Annotated in this window: 22 protein-coding genes; all 22 read left to right on the top strand. The window is 64.0% G+C overall.

Annotated features, from left to right (window positions below):
- Positions 1–6 precede the first annotated feature (6 nt).
- A complete protein-coding gene (locus Q390_RS0113265; protein WP_027996498.1) occupies positions 7–1,785 on the top strand; it encodes a DDE-type integrase/transposase/recombinase in 1,779 nt (592 codons plus the stop codon).
- A gap of 83 nt (positions 1,786–1,868) precedes the next feature.
- Entirely contained in the window at positions 1,869–2,768 is a 900-nt protein-coding gene (locus Q390_RS18515) for an ExeA family protein (protein ID WP_037473039.1), read from the top strand.
- Positions 2,762–3,802: a hypothetical protein gene (locus tag Q390_RS0113255; protein ID WP_027996497.1), complete on the top strand. Its 1,041-nt coding sequence runs from the start codon at positions 2,762–2,764 to the stop codon at positions 3,800–3,802. The genes Q390_RS18515 and Q390_RS0113255 overlap by 7 nt, the downstream gene beginning before the upstream one ends.
- Positions 3,765–4,031, top strand: a complete 267-nt coding sequence (locus Q390_RS0113250) for a hypothetical protein (RefSeq protein WP_027996496.1) — start codon at positions 3,765–3,767, stop codon at positions 4,029–4,031. Before Q390_RS0113255 ends, Q390_RS0113250 begins: the two co-directional genes overlap by 38 nt.
- The gene (locus tag Q390_RS0113245; protein WP_027996495.1) at positions 4,025–4,624 is read left to right on the top strand and encodes a hypothetical protein; all 600 of its coding nucleotides are present in this window, start codon (positions 4,025–4,027) and stop codon (positions 4,622–4,624) included. The genes Q390_RS0113250 and Q390_RS0113245 overlap by 7 nt, the downstream gene beginning before the upstream one ends.
- The gene (locus tag Q390_RS0113240) at positions 4,621–5,001 is read left to right on the top strand and encodes a hypothetical protein (protein WP_027996494.1); all 381 of its coding nucleotides are present in this window, start codon (positions 4,621–4,623) and stop codon (positions 4,999–5,001) included. Before Q390_RS0113245 ends, Q390_RS0113240 begins: the two co-directional genes overlap by 4 nt.
- 88 nt (positions 5,002–5,089) lie before the next feature.
- Positions 5,090–5,749, top strand: coding sequence for a DUF3164 family protein (locus tag Q390_RS0113235; protein ID WP_051603244.1), 660 nt, complete (start codon positions 5,090–5,092; stop codon positions 5,747–5,749).
- A complete protein-coding gene (locus Q390_RS0113230; RefSeq protein ID WP_027996492.1) occupies positions 5,746–5,964 on the top strand; it encodes a hypothetical protein in 219 nt (72 codons plus the stop codon). Before Q390_RS0113235 ends, Q390_RS0113230 begins: the two co-directional genes overlap by 4 nt.
- Positions 5,965–5,967: 3 nt before the next feature.
- Positions 5,968–6,411 carry a regulatory protein GemA gene (locus tag Q390_RS0113225; protein WP_027996491.1) on the top strand — a complete coding sequence of 148 codons (444 nt, stop codon included), beginning with the start codon at positions 5,968–5,970 and terminating at the stop codon, positions 6,409–6,411.
- A complete protein-coding gene (locus Q390_RS18510; RefSeq protein WP_037473021.1) occupies positions 6,408–6,845 on the top strand; it encodes a Mor transcription activator family protein in 438 nt (145 codons plus the stop codon). Before Q390_RS0113225 ends, Q390_RS18510 begins: the two co-directional genes overlap by 4 nt.
- An 81-nt stretch (positions 6,846–6,926) precedes the next feature.
- Entirely contained in the window at positions 6,927–8,087 is a 1,161-nt protein-coding gene (locus Q390_RS0113215) for a phage protease (RefSeq protein WP_051603259.1), read from the top strand.
- A 32-nt stretch (positions 8,088–8,119) separates the two neighbouring features.
- Positions 8,120–8,509 carry a hypothetical protein gene (locus tag Q390_RS0113210; RefSeq protein WP_027996489.1) on the top strand — a complete coding sequence of 130 codons (390 nt, stop codon included), beginning with the start codon at positions 8,120–8,122 and terminating at the stop codon, positions 8,507–8,509.
- A 21-nt stretch (positions 8,510–8,530) separates the two neighbouring features.
- The gene (locus Q390_RS0113205) at positions 8,531–9,439 is read left to right on the top strand and encodes a Mu-like prophage major head subunit gpT family protein (protein ID WP_027996488.1); all 909 of its coding nucleotides are present in this window, start codon (positions 8,531–8,533) and stop codon (positions 9,437–9,439) included.
- 12 nt (positions 9,440–9,451) lie between these two features.
- Positions 9,452–9,964 carry a gp436 family protein gene (locus Q390_RS0113200; RefSeq protein ID WP_027996487.1) on the top strand — a complete coding sequence of 171 codons (513 nt, stop codon included), beginning with the start codon at positions 9,452–9,454 and terminating at the stop codon, positions 9,962–9,964.
- A gap of 11 nt (positions 9,965–9,975) precedes the next feature.
- The gene (locus tag Q390_RS0113195) at positions 9,976–10,440 is read left to right on the top strand and encodes a phage tail terminator protein (protein ID WP_027996486.1); all 465 of its coding nucleotides are present in this window, start codon (positions 9,976–9,978) and stop codon (positions 10,438–10,440) included.
- Positions 10,441–10,443: 3 nt separating this feature from the next.
- Positions 10,444–10,767 carry a hypothetical protein gene (locus Q390_RS19205; RefSeq protein WP_051603243.1) on the top strand — a complete coding sequence of 108 codons (324 nt, stop codon included), beginning with the start codon at positions 10,444–10,446 and terminating at the stop codon, positions 10,765–10,767.
- Positions 10,768–10,780: 13 nt separating this feature from the next.
- Positions 10,781–11,014: a hypothetical protein gene (locus Q390_RS0113185; RefSeq protein ID WP_027996485.1), complete on the top strand. Its 234-nt coding sequence runs from the start codon at positions 10,781–10,783 to the stop codon at positions 11,012–11,014.
- A gap of 22 nt (positions 11,015–11,036) precedes the next feature.
- The gene (locus tag Q390_RS0113180) at positions 11,037–11,570 is read left to right on the top strand and encodes a hypothetical protein (protein ID WP_027996484.1); all 534 of its coding nucleotides are present in this window, start codon (positions 11,037–11,039) and stop codon (positions 11,568–11,570) included.
- Between the two features lie 4 nt (positions 11,571–11,574).
- Positions 11,575–12,741, top strand: coding sequence for a beta propeller repeat protein (locus Q390_RS18500; RefSeq protein ID WP_156949905.1), 1,167 nt, complete (start codon positions 11,575–11,577; stop codon positions 12,739–12,741).
- A 115-nt stretch (positions 12,742–12,856) separates the two neighbouring features.
- Positions 12,857–13,069, top strand: a complete 213-nt coding sequence (locus Q390_RS0113170) for a DUF7210 family protein (protein WP_027996483.1) — start codon at positions 12,857–12,859, stop codon at positions 13,067–13,069.
- Positions 13,070–13,072: 3 nt separating this feature from the next.
- The gene (locus Q390_RS0113165) at positions 13,073–13,870 is read left to right on the top strand and encodes a phage tail tube protein (protein ID WP_027996482.1); all 798 of its coding nucleotides are present in this window, start codon (positions 13,073–13,075) and stop codon (positions 13,868–13,870) included.
- 101 nt (positions 13,871–13,971) lie between these two features.
- The coding region (locus Q390_RS19200) for a phage tail tape measure protein (RefSeq protein WP_156949904.1) at positions 13,972–17,588 on the top strand (3,617 nt) is incomplete at its 3' end.

The following is a 17,588-nucleotide window of genomic DNA, read 5'->3' as shown; positions in this document are numbered from 1 at the left end:
TCACCCATGTCGCTCAACCCCGTGATCGTCACCCGCTTGGTACAGGTGCGCCAAGCCGCACAGGCGGCCCCGCACGGCGGCAAAACCGCCGTCTATGCAGCGGCCTGCGCCGAGCTGGGCATGAGCGCCGCCACGCTGCACCGCCAACTTGGAAAAATTACCATGAAACCCGAACGCAAAAAACGCAGTGATGCGGGCGATGTCTCGCTCTCGCGCACTGAGGCCATTGCCATCAGCGCCGCGCTGATGGTCAGCCACCGCAAAACCAACAAGCGCCTGATGTCCATTGGCCAAGCCGTGGATGTGATGCGCGCCAACGGCGAAGTGCGCGCCCAGCGCACCGACCCCGCCACCGGCGAAATAACGCCCCTCAGCGACTCGGCCATTGCCCGCGCGCTGCGCCACTACAGCCTGCACCCCGACCAGCTCAACCGGCCCACCCCGGCGGTGGAGCTCAAAAGCCTGCACCCCAACCACGTCTGGCAAATCGATGCCAGCCTGTGCGTGCTGTATTACCTCAACGCTCGCACCCAAGCCGAAAGCGGCCTGCAAGTGATGGATCGCGACAAGTTCTACAAGAACAAGCCCGCAAACCTGAAACGCATTGAGGCCGACCGGGTGTGGAGCTACGAAGTCACCTGCCACTACAGCAGCGCCATTTATGTGCAGTACGTGATGGGGGCCGAAAGCGGTGCCAATTTGTCAGAGTGCTTTATCTCTGCCACGCAAAAGCGTGAGGGCGACCCCTTCCACGGCGTGCCATTCATTTTGATGATGGACATGGGCAGTGCCAACACCAGCGGCCTGTTCCGCAACCTCGCGCGGCGCTTGCAGGTCAAGACCATTGCCCACGCCCCCGGCAATGCACGGGCCACCGGTCAGGTAGAAAAAGCACGCGACCTGATTGAGCGCGGCTTTGAGTCGGGCTTGCGCCTGCGCCCGGTGCGCGACTTGGCAGAGCTCAACGCCCAAGCGCAGCGCTGGGCGCGCTGGTTTAACGCCACCAAGGTGCATAGCCGCCACGGCAAAACGCGCTACGACGCGTGGCTGACCATTGCGGCCGAGCAGCTGCGCGTGGCGCCGCCGATAGAAGTGTGCCAAGCGCTGCTGACCGAAGCGCCCGAGACGCGCAAAGTGAGCGACCAGCTGACCGTGTCCTACAAAGGGCGCGAGTTTGATGTGCGCAACGTGCCCGGCGTGATGGTGGGTGAGAAGCTGCACATCACCCTGAACCCGTGGGTGCCAGACGCCGCCATGGTGGTGGACACCGACGCTGACGGTAACGAGGTGCTGCACAGCGTGCCGGTGGTGGTGCGCAACGAGGCGGGCTTTCGCGAGGATGCCAACGTCATTGGCGAAGACTGGGCACGCCCCGCCGACACCCAGCTGGAAGCCAACCGCCGCGAGGTGGAGCGCTTTGCGATGGACGCCAGCACCGATGCCGAGGCCGAGGCCAAACGCCGCGCCAAGGCCACACCGTTTGGTGGCCGCATTGACCCCGGCAAGGTCATAGACCAAGCGCCCGAGCGCACCTTTATGCCCCGCCGTGGCACCGACTTGGCGCCCACCACGACCACCAGCAGCACGGCTTTGCCAGCCCGCGTACTGACCCAGTTTGAAGCCGCTGCCGACCTGCGCCGCAAGGGGCTGGAGATGACGCGCGAGATGGTGATCAGTCTGCGCACTTGGTACCCCGATGGGGTGCCAGAAACCGAGCTAAACGACCTGCAAGCGCGCCTGACGGTGCGCACCAGCCTGCGCGTGGTGGCCGGAGGTGCGCCATGAAACGGTTGGCCCCGGTGAATTCGCCCCTCACCGAGGCCGCCTCTGTAACCCCAAAACCAAACGAAACCACAAAGGAAGAAACCATGTTATTACAAAACGAAGCCCTTAGCTCCGACGCGCGTAAGCACTTTGCCCTGCCACGCAACCCGTTTTTGGACGACGTGCAAAGCCCTGACGACGTGTTCCAAACCGCCAGCGTGCGCTACGTGCGCGCCACTTTGAGCGATTGCGCCAACCACCACGGCTTTGTCGCCGTGGTGGGCGAGAGCGGCGCGGGCAAGAGCACGCTGGCCGAAGACCTGGAAGAGAGCATCAAGGCGGACAAGCGCGACGTGGTGATCATCCGCCCCTACGTGCTGGCCATGGAGGCCAATGACCAAAAGGGCAAAACGCTCAAGGCTAGCCACATTGCCGAGGCCATTGGCGCCGCGCTGGATCCGCAGCTCAAGATCAAGAGCAGCCCCGAGGCGCGCTTTCGTCAGGTGCACGAACTGCTCAAGGCCAGCCGCCGCGCGGGCCGCCGCCACCTGCTGGTGATCGAAGAGGCGCACTGCCTGCCATCGCCCACGCTTAAGCACCTCAAGCGCTTCCTGGAACTCAAAGACGGTATGCAGCGCCTGGTCGGCATTGCCCTGATCGGCCAGCCCGAGCTGCGCGATCGCCTGTCCAGCCAGAACGCCGAGGTGCGCGAGGTGGCGCAGCGCTGCGAAGTGGTAGAGCTGGAGCCTTTGGACAGTGAGCTGGAAGGCTACCTGCGCCACAAGTTTGCCCGCTTTGATTTGAAGTACGAGGACGTGTTTGCCCCCGATGCGGCCGACGCCATCCGCGCCCGTCTGGTGCACATCCCACGTGGCGGCAAGCCCACCGACGCCCGCAGCGAGTGCTTTCCGCTGGTGGTGAATAACTTGGTGTGCCGTGCCATGAATGCCGCCACCCGCGCTGGCTGGCCGCAGGTGGATGCCCAAGTGATTGGGGGGTGCTGAACGTGGCCCAGCGCTACCTGATGGCCCTGCGCCGCAGCGTCTCTGCTGCGCTGGCCTTGGCGGTGTCGGGGGTGTGCGCTGCCATGGCCGCTGCCGCTGCTGCCGAGCGGGCCGCTACCAGCGATGACCGGGTGCTGGTGACTGCCGTGGCGGTGGCCTTGGTGCTGGGGGCGCATCTGCTGCCAGCACTGGCGGCGCGGCGCAACCGGCTGGTGCAGGCGCTGTTTGTCGGCTGTGTGCTGGCCACGCTGTACCACCACGCGCATTACTTTGCCGGGGTGCAACAGCGCGCCGGTGCGCAACGGGCTGCCGTGGTAGCCCCCAGCGGACATGCACAGGCATTGCAGGCGGAGTTGCAGGCCCATGCAGCGGCGCGGGCGTTGCCCACGGTGGCTGCTGATCTGGCGCAGGCCAGCGTGCGCGCGGCACAGGCGCAGGCGGCGCTGGCGCGTTGCGCTGCGCAGTCTGAGGGGCGTTGCCATAGCGCTCAGGCCAGCGTAGAGGGCGCTGCTGCACGGGTGCAAGCGTTGCAGGACGAGCGCGCCAGTGCCCTGCGGGCCGGTGCCTTGCGCACCCAGCTGGCCGATGCGGCTGCGGGCCAAGACCGCCAGCGCGCAGCGCAGGCTGGCGACCCAGTCGATGCACGTCTAGCGGCCATCACCGGGCTGGATGCGGGCGTGGTAGCGCTGCTGTCGTCGCTGTTGCAAAGCCTGCTGCTGGAGTTGATGGCGGCGTTGCTGTGGACGCTGGCCCTGCCCACCCCGGTGGTGGCTGTGGCAGCTGCTGAGGCCGGCACTGCTGCTGCGGCATCTGCCCGAGCGCCCATACAGCCGGCCCCATTGCCTACAGAGGCTGTTGTGTCGCCGCTCGTGCAGCCATCGGGCCGTACCAAAACCATGCCCGAGCACTGGCGATGTTGGCCTGTTACGTGGCGTGACCGCCGGATGCTTGCCCTGCCTTTTTTCTCTTTTTTTGCCTTTTTACGAAAGCTGATCGATGACTTCCAACAACATCCGCGTGCGCACTTGCGCTGAGTTGGGCGTGTGCCAGGGCCGTGCCGACTGCGATACGTGCGACTACGACGCACTGGCTTTGCAAGAGCGACTCTCGGGAGCGGACTATCCGTTTGCCCCTGGTGTGCTGCAGTGCGGGCCCAAGCGTGTACGCCGTGGTCTCCTGCGCAAGCTCTTGGGCGCATTGCTGGCCGGCGTGGCCCTGGCCGCTGCTGTGCTGGTGCTGACCAAAGGAGCCGCGCTGTGGTAAGCCCCTCTGTTGAAAACCTCGCCTGCCCGGTGTGCTCGGCCACGCTGAATTTTGAGCAGATTTTGGGGCGCCTGGAGGCTGACCGCACCTTTGACCGCATGGTCACCCTGAGCGTGCCGCTGGGCACCCTGGTACTGCAGTACCTGACGCTGTTCACGCCGCCCAAGCAGCGCCTGACCAACAGCAAGAAATTGCGCCTGATGGCGCAGCTGCTGCCGGACCTGGAGCGCCGCGCCATCACGCACAAAGGGCGCGACTGGCCAGCGCCGCTGCCGGCATGGGCAGCGGCGATAGAGCAAATGCTCAGCGCCCGCGCCAATGACAGGCTCACCCTGCCGATGACCGGCCACGCCTACCTGTACTCCATCGTTGCCGCGCAGGCGGACAAGCACGAAGCCGCGCAAGAGCAGCAGCACGAGCAAGAGCGGCGCATGGGGCCGCGCCCTGCTACCACCCACGCGCCGGTGCAGGTGGCGCAGGCGCTGCAACCAGCGCCGCGCCTGGCAGCCCCAGCTACACCGGCAGGCCCCAGCCCCACGGTGCGCAAATTCCGCGAAGAAATTGAACGCAAAAAGAAAGCCGCTCAGTCATGACCCGAAAAACCGCTCTTGGCCCCGAAAGCGTGGCCGTCATCGCTTACCTGCGCACGCATGGCAAGGCCACCGCAAAAGACCTGTGCGCTCAGTTTCCTGAGGAGACCAAGGGCCAGTTGCTCAAGCGCTTACGCAACCTGGTGGCCTACAGCTGGCTGGACTTTGGCTGGGACAAGGATGGAGCACAGCACTGGTTTGTGCAGCCATCGGCACGCACCGCAGTGGCTGCGGCTGTAGCCGAGCCGCCCGCCGCACTCAACCTGGTGCCACCCCGGCGCATCAACGTGATGGAGGGCACCTACGCCCCCCGCGTCTTCGCTCCGACTCGCCCTGGTGCGATGGACTTTGCCGCTGTCGCCAGCCGTGGCCACTGCTGATTCCAGCATTTAGCCAAAACAGCCTGCAGCGCTTATTCGACAAGCGCTAGCAGCTATCTTTTTTAACCACCCCTGAGAGGAATTTGCAATGACCGCAATCACCACCACCTACACGGCCACTGTCGCCGTACCCACGACGGCCGGAGCGCCCCCCGGCTACTGGAAAGACCAGCACGGCAGCCTGGTGCCCGACGCCAAGGTCAAAGACATCGACAAGCTGCGCCACCAGGTGGTCACCGACCTGTGCATCATGGCCAAGGCCAGCAGCGCCGCTCTGGGCAAATTCAAGCTCGATGCCATGCAAGAGGTGGCCGCGCTGGTGTCCACCAGCATGGAACAGTACGGCGTTAAAAGTGGCGGCAACAAGGGCAACGTCACGCTGGTCAGCTTTGACGGCAAGTTCAAGCTGGTGCGCCAGATGCAAGATCGCATCGTGTTTGGCGAGCAGTTGATGGCCGCCAAAGAGCTGATTGATGAATGCGTGCAGCAGTGGAGCGAAGGCGCCAATGACAACATGCTGGTGTTGGTAAACCATGCTTTCCAAACCGACAAAGAGGGCAAGATCAACACCGCCCGCGTGCTGGGCCTGCGTCGCCTGGCCATTCACGACGAGGCGTGGCAGCAAGCCATGCAGGCCATTGCCGACAGTATGCAAACCGCCAGCACCAAGCCCTACATCCGCTTCTACGAGCGCAACGACACCACCGGTGAGTATTTGCCTATCAGTTTGGACGTGGCGGCGGTATGAGCATCACCGTGCGCGAAACCGCCAAGGGCGTGACGATTCGCACCACCGGGGCTGATGCGGTGCGGCTGCTGGCACACATGGCCGCCGCCATCGGCCACCAAGGCACCGCAGCCGCGCCCAATGCCGTCCCAAAACGTCCCAAAGAAAATGCCGGGGCGCTGGGTGCCAGTGGCCCCGAAATCGTCTCTGTGGCGCTTAAATTGAAACAGGGGTAGCGCATGGCCACCAACCACATTGCCGCCATCCACGTGCTCAAGTCCAAGTTGCAGCTGCAAGATGGCGACTACCGCGCGTTGCTGGCCAACTTGACCGGCAAGACCAGCAGCAAGGACTTGACCCCTACCCAGCGCGGCGCGGTGCGTGACCACCTGCAAAAGCTGGCCGAGCGCATGGGCGCGGTGCAGCCCACGCGCCAGCGCCCCTACGCAGCGGCAAAATTCGACCAGGTCAAAGCTGCCGCCAGCCCCAAGGAGCGCAAGGTGTGGGCGCTGTGGCATCAGCTGGGGCGCGACGGCGTGGTGCGCAACACCAGCGCGGCCGCGCTGAATGCCTGGGTGGAGCGCACGGTGCAGGTGAGTGCGCTGCGCTTTGCCACCGATGTGCAGCTGGACGTGCTGATTGAGGCGCTCAAGGCCTGGCAACTGCGCGGGGGTGCGGCATGACGCAGCGCTACCTGAGCAGCGCCGAGGCGCAGGTGCTCGAAGCCATGCTGCCGCAGGGACTGACGGAGACGATGCGCGAGGTGGCGCTGTGCCTGTTTACGCCCTTGGTGCTGCAAGACGCGCGCGCCGGCCAGCACTGCCCGAATGAGCCCTGGCTAGCGGTGCTGGTGGCGATGGCGCAGGTGGTGCTGCTGCAGCTCGATGCACTGGCGACGCAGCTGGGCGGCCAGCCGATTTACTTGGCCAAGGGCATGGCCGTGGGTCTGAGCGCGCGCGACCGGCGGCTGTGCGCTGAATTTATGGGCAACAACTACCCGCAGTTGGCCCGGCGCTACGGCCTGACTGAGATGCGCGTGCGCCAAATTGTGGGCACTTGGCAGCTGGAGCAATTCCAGACCTGCCAAGGCCGCCTGCCGGGCTTGGGCGACGCCTGAGGCGGTTGTCACGCCAGCGGGGGGCTAAGTTGTAAAACGCTTTAGTCGGCCCCCGCACCCCTTGCCTTGCACTATGGCGCCATGCCTAGTGCTTCTCTTTCTTTCCCCACCCTATCCCCTTACTGCATTGCGGTGGCGGCCTGCGCGTTTGACGCCAAGGCCGCTGGTGCTGCTGCCGCTACTGCTGTTGCAGGTGCAGCAGTGCCTGCGCAGCATGTGCTGCTGCAGCTGACGCCGGGGCAGGACTTTGCGCCGTCTGACGGGCGCGCGATGGACGTGCCCGCGTGGCGCATGGATGCGCAGGTGGCGCAGCGGGTGATTGCAGCCTTCAATGCGCAGCAGCCCCCGGTCATCGACTACGAGCACCAGACTCTGCACAAAGAAGCCAACGGCCAGCCCGCACCGGCGGCGGGCTGGATGCACGGCCTGCGCTGGATTGAAGGCCAAGGCCTGTTTGCGCAGGCGGAGCTGACTGAGCGCGCCCGCAGCCTGGTGCAGGCGGGCGAGTACCGCTATTTCTCCCCCGTTTTTGAGTACGCCCGGGGCACGGGTGAGGTCACGCGCATCTTGATGGGCGCGCTGACCAATCACCCCGCCATTGCCGGCATGGAGGCCATCAATCTGATGGCCGCTGCCAGCGCACGTTTTACCCCTTTGAACCATCCCCCCGCACCGGAGACCCCCGCGATGAATGAATTGCTAAAAAAACTGCTAGCCGCCTTGGGCTTGCCCGATACCACCAGCGAAGACGACGCGCTCAAGGCGCTGGGTGCCATGAAGACGCAGCTGGATGCCGCGCACCAAGAGCTGGGCCTGGACAACAAGGCGGACGCCCCGGCGGTGGCTGCCGCCTGTGCCCGCCTGCGCACCCAAGGCGCTGACCCGGCGCTGTTTGTGCCCGTGGCTGCGGTACGCGAGCTGCAAACCCAAGTGGCGGCGCTGACGGCGCAGTCGCGCACGCGCCAAGTCGATGACTTGGTGGCACCGGCGCTGCAAGACGGGCGCTTGCTGCCAGCGCTAGAGGTGTGGGCGCGCGAGCTGGGCGGCAAGGATGTGGCGGCGCTGAGTGCTTATTTGGCGGCGGCGCAGCCGATGGCGGCGCTGACCGGCACGCAGACCCGGGGCCTGGCACCGCAGGGCAACCAGAGCGGCAACCCGCATGGCCTGAGCGATTCTGAAATGGCGGTAGCCGTGGCCTGCGGCATGACGCCCGAGGCCTACGCCGGCGGCCGCAGCAACTGATTTTTAATTTTTAGCGCAAGGAGTACCACTCAATGACTGCTTTGACCCAAGACCGCACCACGCCCGAGCGCGATGGCCGCTTGGTGGCCGACCCGCTGGCCACTGGCGCAACGATTTTTGCCGGCGCGATGTATGTGCTGAGCGCTACCGCCTTGGCTACGCCTGCCACGGCGGCAGCGACTACCCCAGTGCGTGCCGTAGCCCGTGTGCGCGCCGTGCAAGCTGCAGGCGATGCGCAGACCGCTGGCGCGCTGGGGGTGTTTTGCTTTGATAACGCGCCCGGCGCTGACGCACTGGCGCGCACCGACATTGGTGCCGCCTGCTACGCGCTGGACGATTGCACCGTGCAAAAAACCGGCACCTGCCAGGCCGGCACGGTGCTGGACGTGACCGAGCGCGGCGTGTGGGTGCGCGTGGGCTGATAACCAAATAGAGAGACTGAAATGCAAGTAAACAACGCAAACCTCAAGACGCTGTATGTGGCGTTTAACGCGGCCTTCAAGGCCGGTCTGGGTCAGGCCGAGAGCCAGTACGGCCAGATTGCCACTACGGTGCCCAGCACCACGGCGGCAGAAGAATACGGCTGGCTGGGCCAATTGCCGGGCCTGCGCGAGTGGCTGGGCGACCGCGTGGTGCACGCCATTGGCAACCACGGCTACACCATCAAAAACAAGCCGTTTGAGCTGACGGTGGGCGTGCCGCGCACCGCCATTGAAGACGACCAGTACGGCGTCTACACCCCGCTGATGCAGGAGATGGGCCGCGCGGTGGAGGTGCACCCCGACCAGCTGGTGTTTGGCCTGCTCAAAGACGGGCGCACGGCGCTGTGCTACGACGGCCAGCCGTTTTTCAGCGCCGGCCATAAGGTGCTCAATGAAAAGGGCAAAGAAGTCAGCGTGTCCAACGTGTCAGACGACGCCGGCGCTGGCCCGAGCTGGTACATCTTGGAGACACGCCGCGCGCTCAAGCCGCTGATTTTTCAGAACCGCAAGAACCCCAACTTTGTCTCGCTGACCGGCGAGACGGACGAGGGTGTGTTTAACCGCGCGCAGTATGTGTACGGCGTGGATGCGCGGCGCAATGCGGGCTTTGGCTTTTGGCAACTGGCCCACGCCAGCAACAAGCCGCTGACGGCCGAGAGCCTGAAAGAAGCCATCTTGGCGATGGAGACGCAGACCGGCGACCACGGTCGCCCGCTGGGCATCAGCCCCAACATTCTGGTGGTGCCCAAGGCGCTGCGCTTTGTGGCCAAGAAGCTGATGGAGGCCGAACTGGTGGCCGAGCCGGGCGTGGGCGTGGTGACCAACGATGTGATGGGCGCGCTCGATTCGCTGGTGGCCGACTGGCTGTAAGGAGCGCAGGTCATGGCTTACATCACCCACGCAGATTTGGCTGAGAGCCCCGGCGCGCTGGAGTTGTCGGAGGTGGCCAGCGATGAGCACCGCCGCCCCGTGCCCGCCGAGTTGTTGGATGCCGTGCTGCGCGGCGCGGATGTGAGCGCGTGGCCGGCCGACGATGTGCTGGCGGCGCAGCGCGCGGCCACGCGCATTGATGCCGCCGTGGGCGATGCCGGCGCGTTGATCGACGGCTACCTGGCCAAGCGCGGCTATGTGCTGCCGCTCAGCCCGGTGCACCCGTTGGTGAGCGCGTGGTGCCGGGCCCTTGCGCGCTACCTGCTGCACAAAAACCGCACCGCGCTGGAGAGCAAAGACCCAATTGCACGCGGCTACAACGATGCGCTGCGCTTGTTGCAGCAGACGGCGGACGGCAAATTCAGTTTGGGCGCGCAAGACGCGGTGGCCATTGACCAGCACGATGCCCGCTTTGCGTTTGCGCCGAATGTGTTTGGGCGTGACCAGCTCAAGGCTTTCAGGTAGGGCGGTGCGCAATGAACTTTGAGCCTTTTGATACCGGCCTGATCGTGCAGCGTCTGCTGCAGGCGGTGCCTGAGCTGCAGGTGGTGGGCAGCGCGGCGGACTATGCGGCGGTGAAAGAGCTGCGCAGCTTTCGCACACCCAGCGCGTTTGTGGTGTTTTCTGAGGAGGAGAACACCGGTCGCATCCCGACCAGCATTGGCGTGTGCAGCCAAGAGGCGCGCGTGCGCTTTGGTGTGGTGCTGGCACTGCGCAATTACCGCGAGCAAATGGGCGAACAGATGAGCGACCAAGCCCGCGTGCTGATTGGCCAAGTACGCACGGCGCTGATTGGGCACAAGCCCGACAAGGGCGCCCGCGTGGTGGGCTGGGACGGCGGGGCGGTGCTGGACTACGACGCCAGCGTGCTGCTGTTTGCCGACCGCTACCAAATCCAATACCTGCTGCACAAGGATGTGCCATGCCGCCAAGGAGGTTGACCCATGCGCCTGATCACCCTCAAGCGCGGCGACACCCTCAACCTTGTCTGCACTGTGCAGCAGCAAGGGCAGCCGCTGGACATTACGGGCTGGCAGATCGACTGTTGGGTGCGCGCGCCTGGCGGCAAGCTGGTGCATCGCCTTGCCGTTGTTATTGGCAACCTTGCTGCGGCGGGCACCTACCTGCTGAGCGCCACGAGTGCCGAGACCTCGGGCTGGCCTACGGGACAGCTGTCTGCCGACATTCGCTACGCCGACGCGGCCGGTTGCGTTATGCACACCTGCGACGTGAGCGTGCAAGTGCTAGACGCCGTCACCACCCCTTGAGCGGAGTTACAGCATGAGCTTTGTCACTGTCATCAACCACGGCGCCAGTGCCCACGTGGTCACCATTGTTGGTGTGCCTGGGCTGCAAGGCCCGCCCGGCCCTGTCGGCGACGCCGGCGGTGCGCTGCTCACGACTAACCGCCTATCCGAATTCGCCGCCGACCCTGCTGCGCAAGCGGACGCCCAAACAAATCTCGGCCTCGGTACCGTAGACCCGCTGGCCTATTACATCTTGGCCAAATCCTGAACCAACCCCTGAAAGAGTCACCATGTCCCTCGAAACTCGCATCATCGCCCTTGCCCAAGCTATGGGCACCGACGTCAAAGCTCTGCACGTAGCGCGCGGCGACTTGACCGCGCTGGGCACCACTACCAAAACCAGTATTGTCTCGGCCATCAACGAACTGCTCACGCTTATCGGCAGCGCCGGCGTGGCCGTGAACGACAGCGCAGGCAACGGCAACACCGGCGTGACGTGGAGCGCTGACAAAATTTTCGACAGTATCGAAGCTGCCAAGACCGCCGTCAAAGACGAGCTGCTGGGCGGCGCATCTGCTGCGCTGGACACGCTCAACGAGCTGGCCGCAGCGCTGGGCAACGACCCGAGCTTTGCCGCCACTATCGCCACCGAGATTGCCAACCGCGTGCGCTTTGACGCCGCGCAGGTGCTGACTTCGCCTGAAAAAACACAGGCACGTGACAACATCGGCGCAGCTGCTGCGGCTGACCTGACTGCGCTGACCGACGGGCTGGGCGCATACGACAGCGACTACGTGGCCGCCTACAACGCGGCAAAGGCGTAACACCATGTCGTTGGAGTCCAGCATCACCGCGCTGGCGCAGGCCATCGGCGCAGACATCAAAGCGCTGCACAGTGCCAGCGCCCCGGCGGTTGGCACGGTGTACACCGGCCTGCAGTCGCCCGGGGCGCAGTGGCTGCAAGCCGGCGGCGTTTACCCAAGCGCAGACTACCCGGATTTGTACGCTGCGCTCGGGCTACCCGAACAAGGCGTATGGGCGCCTGTGACCCGCTATATGCCCCAGAATGCAGAGTGGAGCTCCATTGCCTACTCTACGACAAGTGCGGTTTTTGTCGCTATTGCCCGAGGCACCGATCTGGCGGCTACGTCGCCCGACGGCGTCACTTGGACATTGGGCACGCTGCCAGTGTCGGGAGACTGGGTGGCAGTGATATTCAACAGCGGCGTTTTCAGCACTGTCGCCAAAGGCACCGACATTGCGCTGACCTCGACCGACGGCATCACGTGGACGCAAGGTGTTTTGCCGGTCAGTGCCGAATGGGAAGTGGGCGGCGTTGCCCGTGTGGCGGCGGGGTTCGGTGCTTTGCCTATGTCTACATTTGTTGCCGGGGCAACCGGCGACGTTGTGCGCTTTACTGGTAGCAGCTGGGTAAAGAGCCCTCTTCCGCTACCGGCTCTAGTGCGTTGGGGTGCCATCTGCCGAAGCAACGGTGTCAACATACTGTTGCCGTATGACGGCGACATTGCGCTGACATCAACCAACGCCGCAGGCACATGGACGCCACGCACGCTGCCGCAGTCCGCGCAGTGGCGATCTATCGCCTATGGCAACGGCGTTTTTGTTGCCGTCGCAACGGCAGGGGACATCGCAGCGACATCGCCGGACGGCATCATGTGGACGCAGCGCACGCTTCCGGCGAGCGCATCTTGGGGGTGCGTGGTATTTGGTGCTGGTCAGTTCATCGCGCTTGCCGGAAGCGACTCGGAGCCAAGCAACGTCGCTGCAACGTCACCTGACGGCATCGCGTGGACGCTGCGCACTCTCCCCTTAGTGTTGGACTGGCGCGCCGGGGCGTACAAAGAAGGCCTGTTCGCTTTTGTCGCCGCAGGAACTAACGGTGCCGCCACGCTCCCAGTAGCGTTGCCGACATTCCTAGTGCCGCCGGCTGCGGCTGTGGCCAGCCCCTACAAGCAGTGGGTCAAGGCGGGGTGACAGCACTCGCACACAAGAATGCCGCATCCAACCACTTGATTTTCTAAAGCGCTTTTCTTCCTGCAAAACCGCTGCACGGCAAACACTGGGGGCTCTTACATAGGAGCCCTTTTTCATGTCCAAACCCGACCCGCTGGCGCATAAGCGCATCAAGCTGATCAAGCCGCACCGCCACGCCGGGCGCGATTATTTGCCCGAGCAATGCTTGGAGCTGCCCGAGGGCAAGGCCCAGTGGCTGATTTCTGTGGGTGCCGCTGAGGCTGCGCCCGCCCCTGCCCCCGCCCCGGCTGCTGCACCGGTGGCCACCCCTAAAACCAAGGAGCAATAAGCCATGACGCTTGCATCCACCAGCATGATCTGGAACGGCCAAGGGCCCGTTCACATTGGCACCTATGACCCGGTGAACGGCCGTGCCGAGATGGGCTTTTTGACCAACCTGTACAGCGTCGGCTGTGGCAACCGCACGCTGACGGCCACGCCCGCGCGCGAGACCACCACCATTAACGAGAGCTGCTCGGGCCAGCGCCTGACGCTCAAAGAAATGGAAAAAAGCAAGAGCCTGACGGTGGGCCTGGAGATGGTGCAGTTTGACGGGCGCACGCTGGCGCAGGCGTTCTATGGCGCGGCGGTGGTCAAGGCCGCTGGCACCGTGACCGAGGAGTTGCTGGCCGAGATGCAGCCGGGGGATTACTTCTTTTTGAAGAATCCGCGCAGCTCTAGCGTGGTGATTGAAGACAGCACCGGCGTGCCGATCACCTATGTGCAGGGCACGCACTATGAAGTCAGCGATGCCGACCACAGCCGCTACCGCCTGCTGGCGCACCCGGCGACGCACGTGGAGCCGCTGAAGGTGGATTACAGCTACGCCGGCTTTGTGAATATTGCGGCGTTCAGCAAGTCCAACGTCGAGAAGGGAATCATCTTCAGCGGCGTCAATGGCGACGGGCAGAAGGTGCGGGTGATCATCCCGCGCATCAGCTTGGCCATGACCGGCGACTTTGGCTGGATCAGCGATGAGGCCAGTTCGCTGACGTTGGGCGGCCCGGCTTTGTATGTGCCCGGCCTGCAGACCGACCCCGAGTTTGGCCCGTTCATGCGCATTGACACGATGCCTGACCTGCCAGTCTGACGCTCGGGTGCCACGCAAACAAAAACCGCGCCAGGCGTAAGCCTTGGGCGCGGTTTTTTTGTGGGGTGAAAGGCTAAATCAATGAATGAGGAGTGTGAGACATGGCGAATCCTGAGATGAGGGCTGGACTGCGGATCCTGATCAACGCCCGCGACAACGCCAGCGGGGTTTTTGACAAGCTGAGCAACAAGGTCAAATTATTTGGCGCCGCCATTGCGGGCTATTTTGGCATCAAGGCGTTTGCGGGCGCAGTGTCTAGCGCAGCCGACTTTGAGGAGGCCATGAGCAAGGTGCAGGCGGCCACCGAGGCCAGTGGTGCCGAGCTGGAAGCCCTCAAAAAGGCCGCCGAGCAAGCCGGCGCCACCACTAAATTTACCGGCGTACAGGCGGCGCAGGCGCTGGAGAACTTGGCCAAGGCGGGCCTGAGCGGCAAAGAGGCCATTGCCGCGCTGCCGGCCGTGATGGCTATGGCGCAGGCCGGCGGTGTGTCGCTGGCCGATGCGTCCGAGCGCCTGACGGGCGTGGTGATGGGCATGGGCCTGCAGTTTGGCGAGTCGGCCCGCGTAGCCGACGTGCTGGCCATGGGGGCCAATGCCAGCCGCACCAGCATCACCGGTCTGGCCGAGGCCATGAGCTACGCTGCGCCGGTGGCCAAAACCATTGGCCTGTCGCTGGAGAGCACCACCGCCATCGTGGCGCAGTTTGCCAACGCCGGTATTGACGCGGGCCGCGCCGGTACTGCGCTCAATTCCATCCTGTCGCAGTTCAGCGACCCGGCCAGCAAGTTTCGCAGCGAGCTGGCCGCGCTGGGCATTACCACCACCAATTTTGACGAAGCGCTGAAGCAGCTGGCCGCTACCGGCCCCAATGGTGCTGCCGCCGTGCGCGCCGTGGGGCTGGAGGCCGGCCCGGCCCTGCAATCGGCGCTCAATTTGGGCATCCCGGCGCTGGAGGCATTGCGCGCCAAACTGCACGACTCTGCGGGCAGTGCCAAAGCCACCGCCGATGTGATGGGCAACAACCTGCGCGGCGCGCTCACCGGGCTGTCTAGCGCATGGGACGCAGTGACCACCGTGCTGGGCACGCCGGTGCTGCCGGCGCTCAAAAGCGCCGTGGAGCAACTGGCGGGCGCGCTGCGCAGCGCTGTAGCCGATGGCACGGTGCAAAGGTTTGGCGAGGCCATTGCTGCTGCATTTCAGTCGGGCGCGACGTGGGCGCGGGCGTTTTTGGCGACGATAGATTTTGGCAAATTAACCACTGACCTGCGCGATTTTGCCGACCGCACCGGCGCAGCGTTTGCACAGGTGGGCGAGTACGCCACCAACGCTGGCAACATCGTCAAGCTGGTCTACGGCGTGATGAGTGCCGGCACCAACACTGTCATGGGGGCCATCTACGGCATCGGCGCGGCGTTCGCTGGCGTGGCCAGCAACATCCAGTCCGGTCTGGCGCTGATCTATGACAACTTTGCCAAGGTCACCTTTGGCGATGTGTCCAAGGCTTACAAATTGGCTGCCGACGAAATTCGGCTGTCAGCAGAAACCACTTGGGCCGCGTCCGAGGCGCTGGGCGCTAAATCCACAACGGCATTTATCGCCGTGGCCGATGGCGCGCAACTGGCGCGCGACGGCTTTGCCGAGCTGGCCTCTGGCACCGCAGCGGCGACCCCAGCCATTGCCAGCGCAGCAGCAGCGGCCGCCGCGTCTGCCGAAAAGATTGCCCAGGTCAACGCCGCAGTTGCGGTGATGCGCGAGGAATACGCTGCACTGATTGCCAATGGCGACCTAGAAGCAGCCGCCGCCAAAACCCGTGAGATTGACGCTGCGCTGGCGACCCTATCGACCACGCTGCCCGCTGCCACTGACGCGCAAAAAAAGAAAACAGACGCTGACGCAAAGGCCACGGCTGCAGCCGCCGAACACGCCGCAGCACTCGCCAAGCTGCGCGAAGAATACGCTGCACTGATTGCGTCTGGTGACCTGCAGGGCGCAGCGGAAAAGCTGCAGCAAATTAACGCAGCTTTGCGCGGCGCCGGCCCCGCAGTGCAGGACGCTGCGCAGGCGGCCACAGCGCTGGCGGATGCGTACATTAATTTGGGCGTGACCAGCAGCGCCGCGCTGACGAACTTGGCTAGCAAAGCCAAGAGCGATTTTGAGCTGATAAAAAACAGCGCCAGCGCTAGCGCAGCAGACGTGGGCGCGGCATTTGCAGCGGCGGCAGAAAAAGCCATTGCCGCCAACAACGGACTGGCCCCCTCGTGGGTCAAGGCCGAAGCCGCAGCGCGCGGCTACAAGATTGAGATGGACGCAGCGGGCAAAGAAACGCTCAAGCTGGTGAACGCCTCTCAGGGCGCAGCCCAAGCGCTCAAAACGCTGGGCATTGATGCCGAGACGGTGTCCACCAAAATCAGCAGCGGCTTTAAAGAGTCGGCGGTCGCTGTGACGGCGCTGCAAAACAACTTTAGCGCGCTGGAAGCGCAGGGCGTACAGGCCGCTGAGGCCATCACGCTGGGGCTCAACAAGATGCTGTCGGAGGCCAAAAACCAAGCCGACCTCGACGCTCTCAAAGCCAAAGTGCAGGAGCTGCGCAGCGTGCTGGGCGAGCAAGTTGCCAACGGCTTTTTGGAGCAAGCGGCCAAAAAAGCAGACGAGCTCAAGGCCGCAATGGACGCGGCCACGCCGGGCATCAACAGCGCTGCCGAGGCTTTTAAAGAGCTAGGCATCACCAGCGACAAAGAGCTGAAACAAACCGCCGCCACCGCCAAAGAAGCGTTTGAGGCCATCAAAGCCAGCGGAACCGCTAGCCCGCGTGAAATCAGCGAAGCATGGAAAGCGATGGCCGAGGCCAGCATTGCCGCCAACGACGGCGTGGCCGATGCGGCAATCACGTCCGGGGCCGCAGCGCAAGGCTTTGCCATTGAGGTCGATGCGGCTGGCAAGGCCTCGGTCAAGAGCTTGGAAAAGGTCGAGGGCGGGCTGAAGAAAATTGACTACGCAGCGCAAATGGCCGGCAAAAGCGTCGAAGAGCTGCAATCTATTAAGTCTCAGGGCTGGGGTATTGCCGAGGACATGAAGGAGGCGGCGGACATTCAGAACGCTGCGACCAACGCACTCACCAACGCGTGGCGCAAATCGATTGTCGAGGCCGATGAGTATTACCAAGAGCTGTCCAAAATTTATCGCAAGCACGAGGACTTCCAAAACATTGGGCCGTGGGGGCTAGATAAAGCCATTTGGGAAGCTAGCGCGGCGATGAAAGAGCTGGATAAGCAGCAGCAAGCCATCGAGCGCAGCGGCTCAGATGCGGCTCAGGGGCTGGCTGGGCTGCAAGACCGCCTCCTTCAGCTGTCGGGCAGCGAAGAAGAAGTCGCCGCTGCCCGCTACGCCCGAGACCAAGCCGAGACGCAGCAAAAAATGGCCCTGCTGAAACTGGACATCGAGCGCGCACGGATACGCAAAGATGCCGAAGAAGTCACGCTGCTGGAGAAAGAGCTGGACACCTATCAGCAGCAACTCAGGTTGTTAGAGCAAATTTACCGCAAAGAAAAAAGCCAGCGCGAAGAAAAAGACCGCGCTGAAAAAGAAGCCGAAAGCCAGCGCAAAGCCGAGCAGGCAGCGCGCGAGGCTGCAGACAAGAAAGAGCGCCAAGAGCGTGACGAGTCCACTAAAAAAGAGGCGCGCTTAAAAGAACGCGACGGCAGCGGCAGCGGCAGTGGCAG

Origin of the sequence: Simplicispira psychrophila DSM 11588, from assembly GCF_000688255.1 — a bacterium.
GTDB classification, from domain to species: domain Bacteria; phylum Pseudomonadota; class Gammaproteobacteria; order Burkholderiales; family Burkholderiaceae_C; genus Simplicispira; species Simplicispira psychrophila.
Note: the sequence above shows the minus strand (reverse complement) of the source record. Positions and strands in the feature narration are given on the sequence as shown.

Coding starts and splice junctions, on each gene's coding strand:
- Q390_RS0113265 (WP_027996498.1), top strand. CDS start 7: ATGTCGCTCAACCCCGTGATCGTCACCCGCTTGGTACAGGTGCGCCAA.
- Q390_RS18515 (WP_037473039.1), top strand. CDS start 1,869: ATGTTATTACAAAACGAAGCCCTTAGCTCCGACGCGCGTAAGCACTTT.
- Q390_RS0113250 (WP_027996496.1), top strand. CDS start 3,765: ATGACTTCCAACAACATCCGCGTGCGCACTTGCGCTGAGTTGGGCGTG.
- Q390_RS0113240 (WP_027996494.1), top strand. CDS start 4,621: ATGACCCGAAAAACCGCTCTTGGCCCCGAAAGCGTGGCCGTCATCGCT.
- Q390_RS0113235 (WP_051603244.1), top strand. CDS start 5,090: ATGACCGCAATCACCACCACCTACACGGCCACTGTCGCCGTACCCACG.
- Q390_RS0113230 (WP_027996492.1), top strand. CDS start 5,746: ATGAGCATCACCGTGCGCGAAACCGCCAAGGGCGTGACGATTCGCACC.
- Q390_RS0113225 (WP_027996491.1), top strand. CDS start 5,968: ATGGCCACCAACCACATTGCCGCCATCCACGTGCTCAAGTCCAAGTTG.
- Q390_RS18510 (WP_037473021.1), top strand. CDS start 6,408: ATGACGCAGCGCTACCTGAGCAGCGCCGAGGCGCAGGTGCTCGAAGCC.
- Q390_RS0113215 (WP_051603259.1), top strand. CDS start 6,927: ATGCCTAGTGCTTCTCTTTCTTTCCCCACCCTATCCCCTTACTGCATT.
- Q390_RS0113210 (WP_027996489.1), top strand. CDS start 8,120: ATGACTGCTTTGACCCAAGACCGCACCACGCCCGAGCGCGATGGCCGC.
- Q390_RS0113205 (WP_027996488.1), top strand. CDS start 8,531: ATGCAAGTAAACAACGCAAACCTCAAGACGCTGTATGTGGCGTTTAAC.
- Q390_RS0113200 (WP_027996487.1), top strand. CDS start 9,452: ATGGCTTACATCACCCACGCAGATTTGGCTGAGAGCCCCGGCGCGCTG.
- Q390_RS0113195 (WP_027996486.1), top strand. CDS start 9,976: ATGAACTTTGAGCCTTTTGATACCGGCCTGATCGTGCAGCGTCTGCTG.
- Q390_RS19205 (WP_051603243.1), top strand. CDS start 10,444: ATGCGCCTGATCACCCTCAAGCGCGGCGACACCCTCAACCTTGTCTGC.
- Q390_RS0113185 (WP_027996485.1), top strand. CDS start 10,781: ATGAGCTTTGTCACTGTCATCAACCACGGCGCCAGTGCCCACGTGGTC.
- Q390_RS0113180 (WP_027996484.1), top strand. CDS start 11,037: ATGTCCCTCGAAACTCGCATCATCGCCCTTGCCCAAGCTATGGGCACC.
- Q390_RS18500 (WP_156949905.1), top strand. CDS start 11,575: ATGTCGTTGGAGTCCAGCATCACCGCGCTGGCGCAGGCCATCGGCGCA.
- Q390_RS0113170 (WP_027996483.1), top strand. CDS start 12,857: ATGTCCAAACCCGACCCGCTGGCGCATAAGCGCATCAAGCTGATCAAG.
- Q390_RS0113165 (WP_027996482.1), top strand. CDS start 13,073: ATGACGCTTGCATCCACCAGCATGATCTGGAACGGCCAAGGGCCCGTT.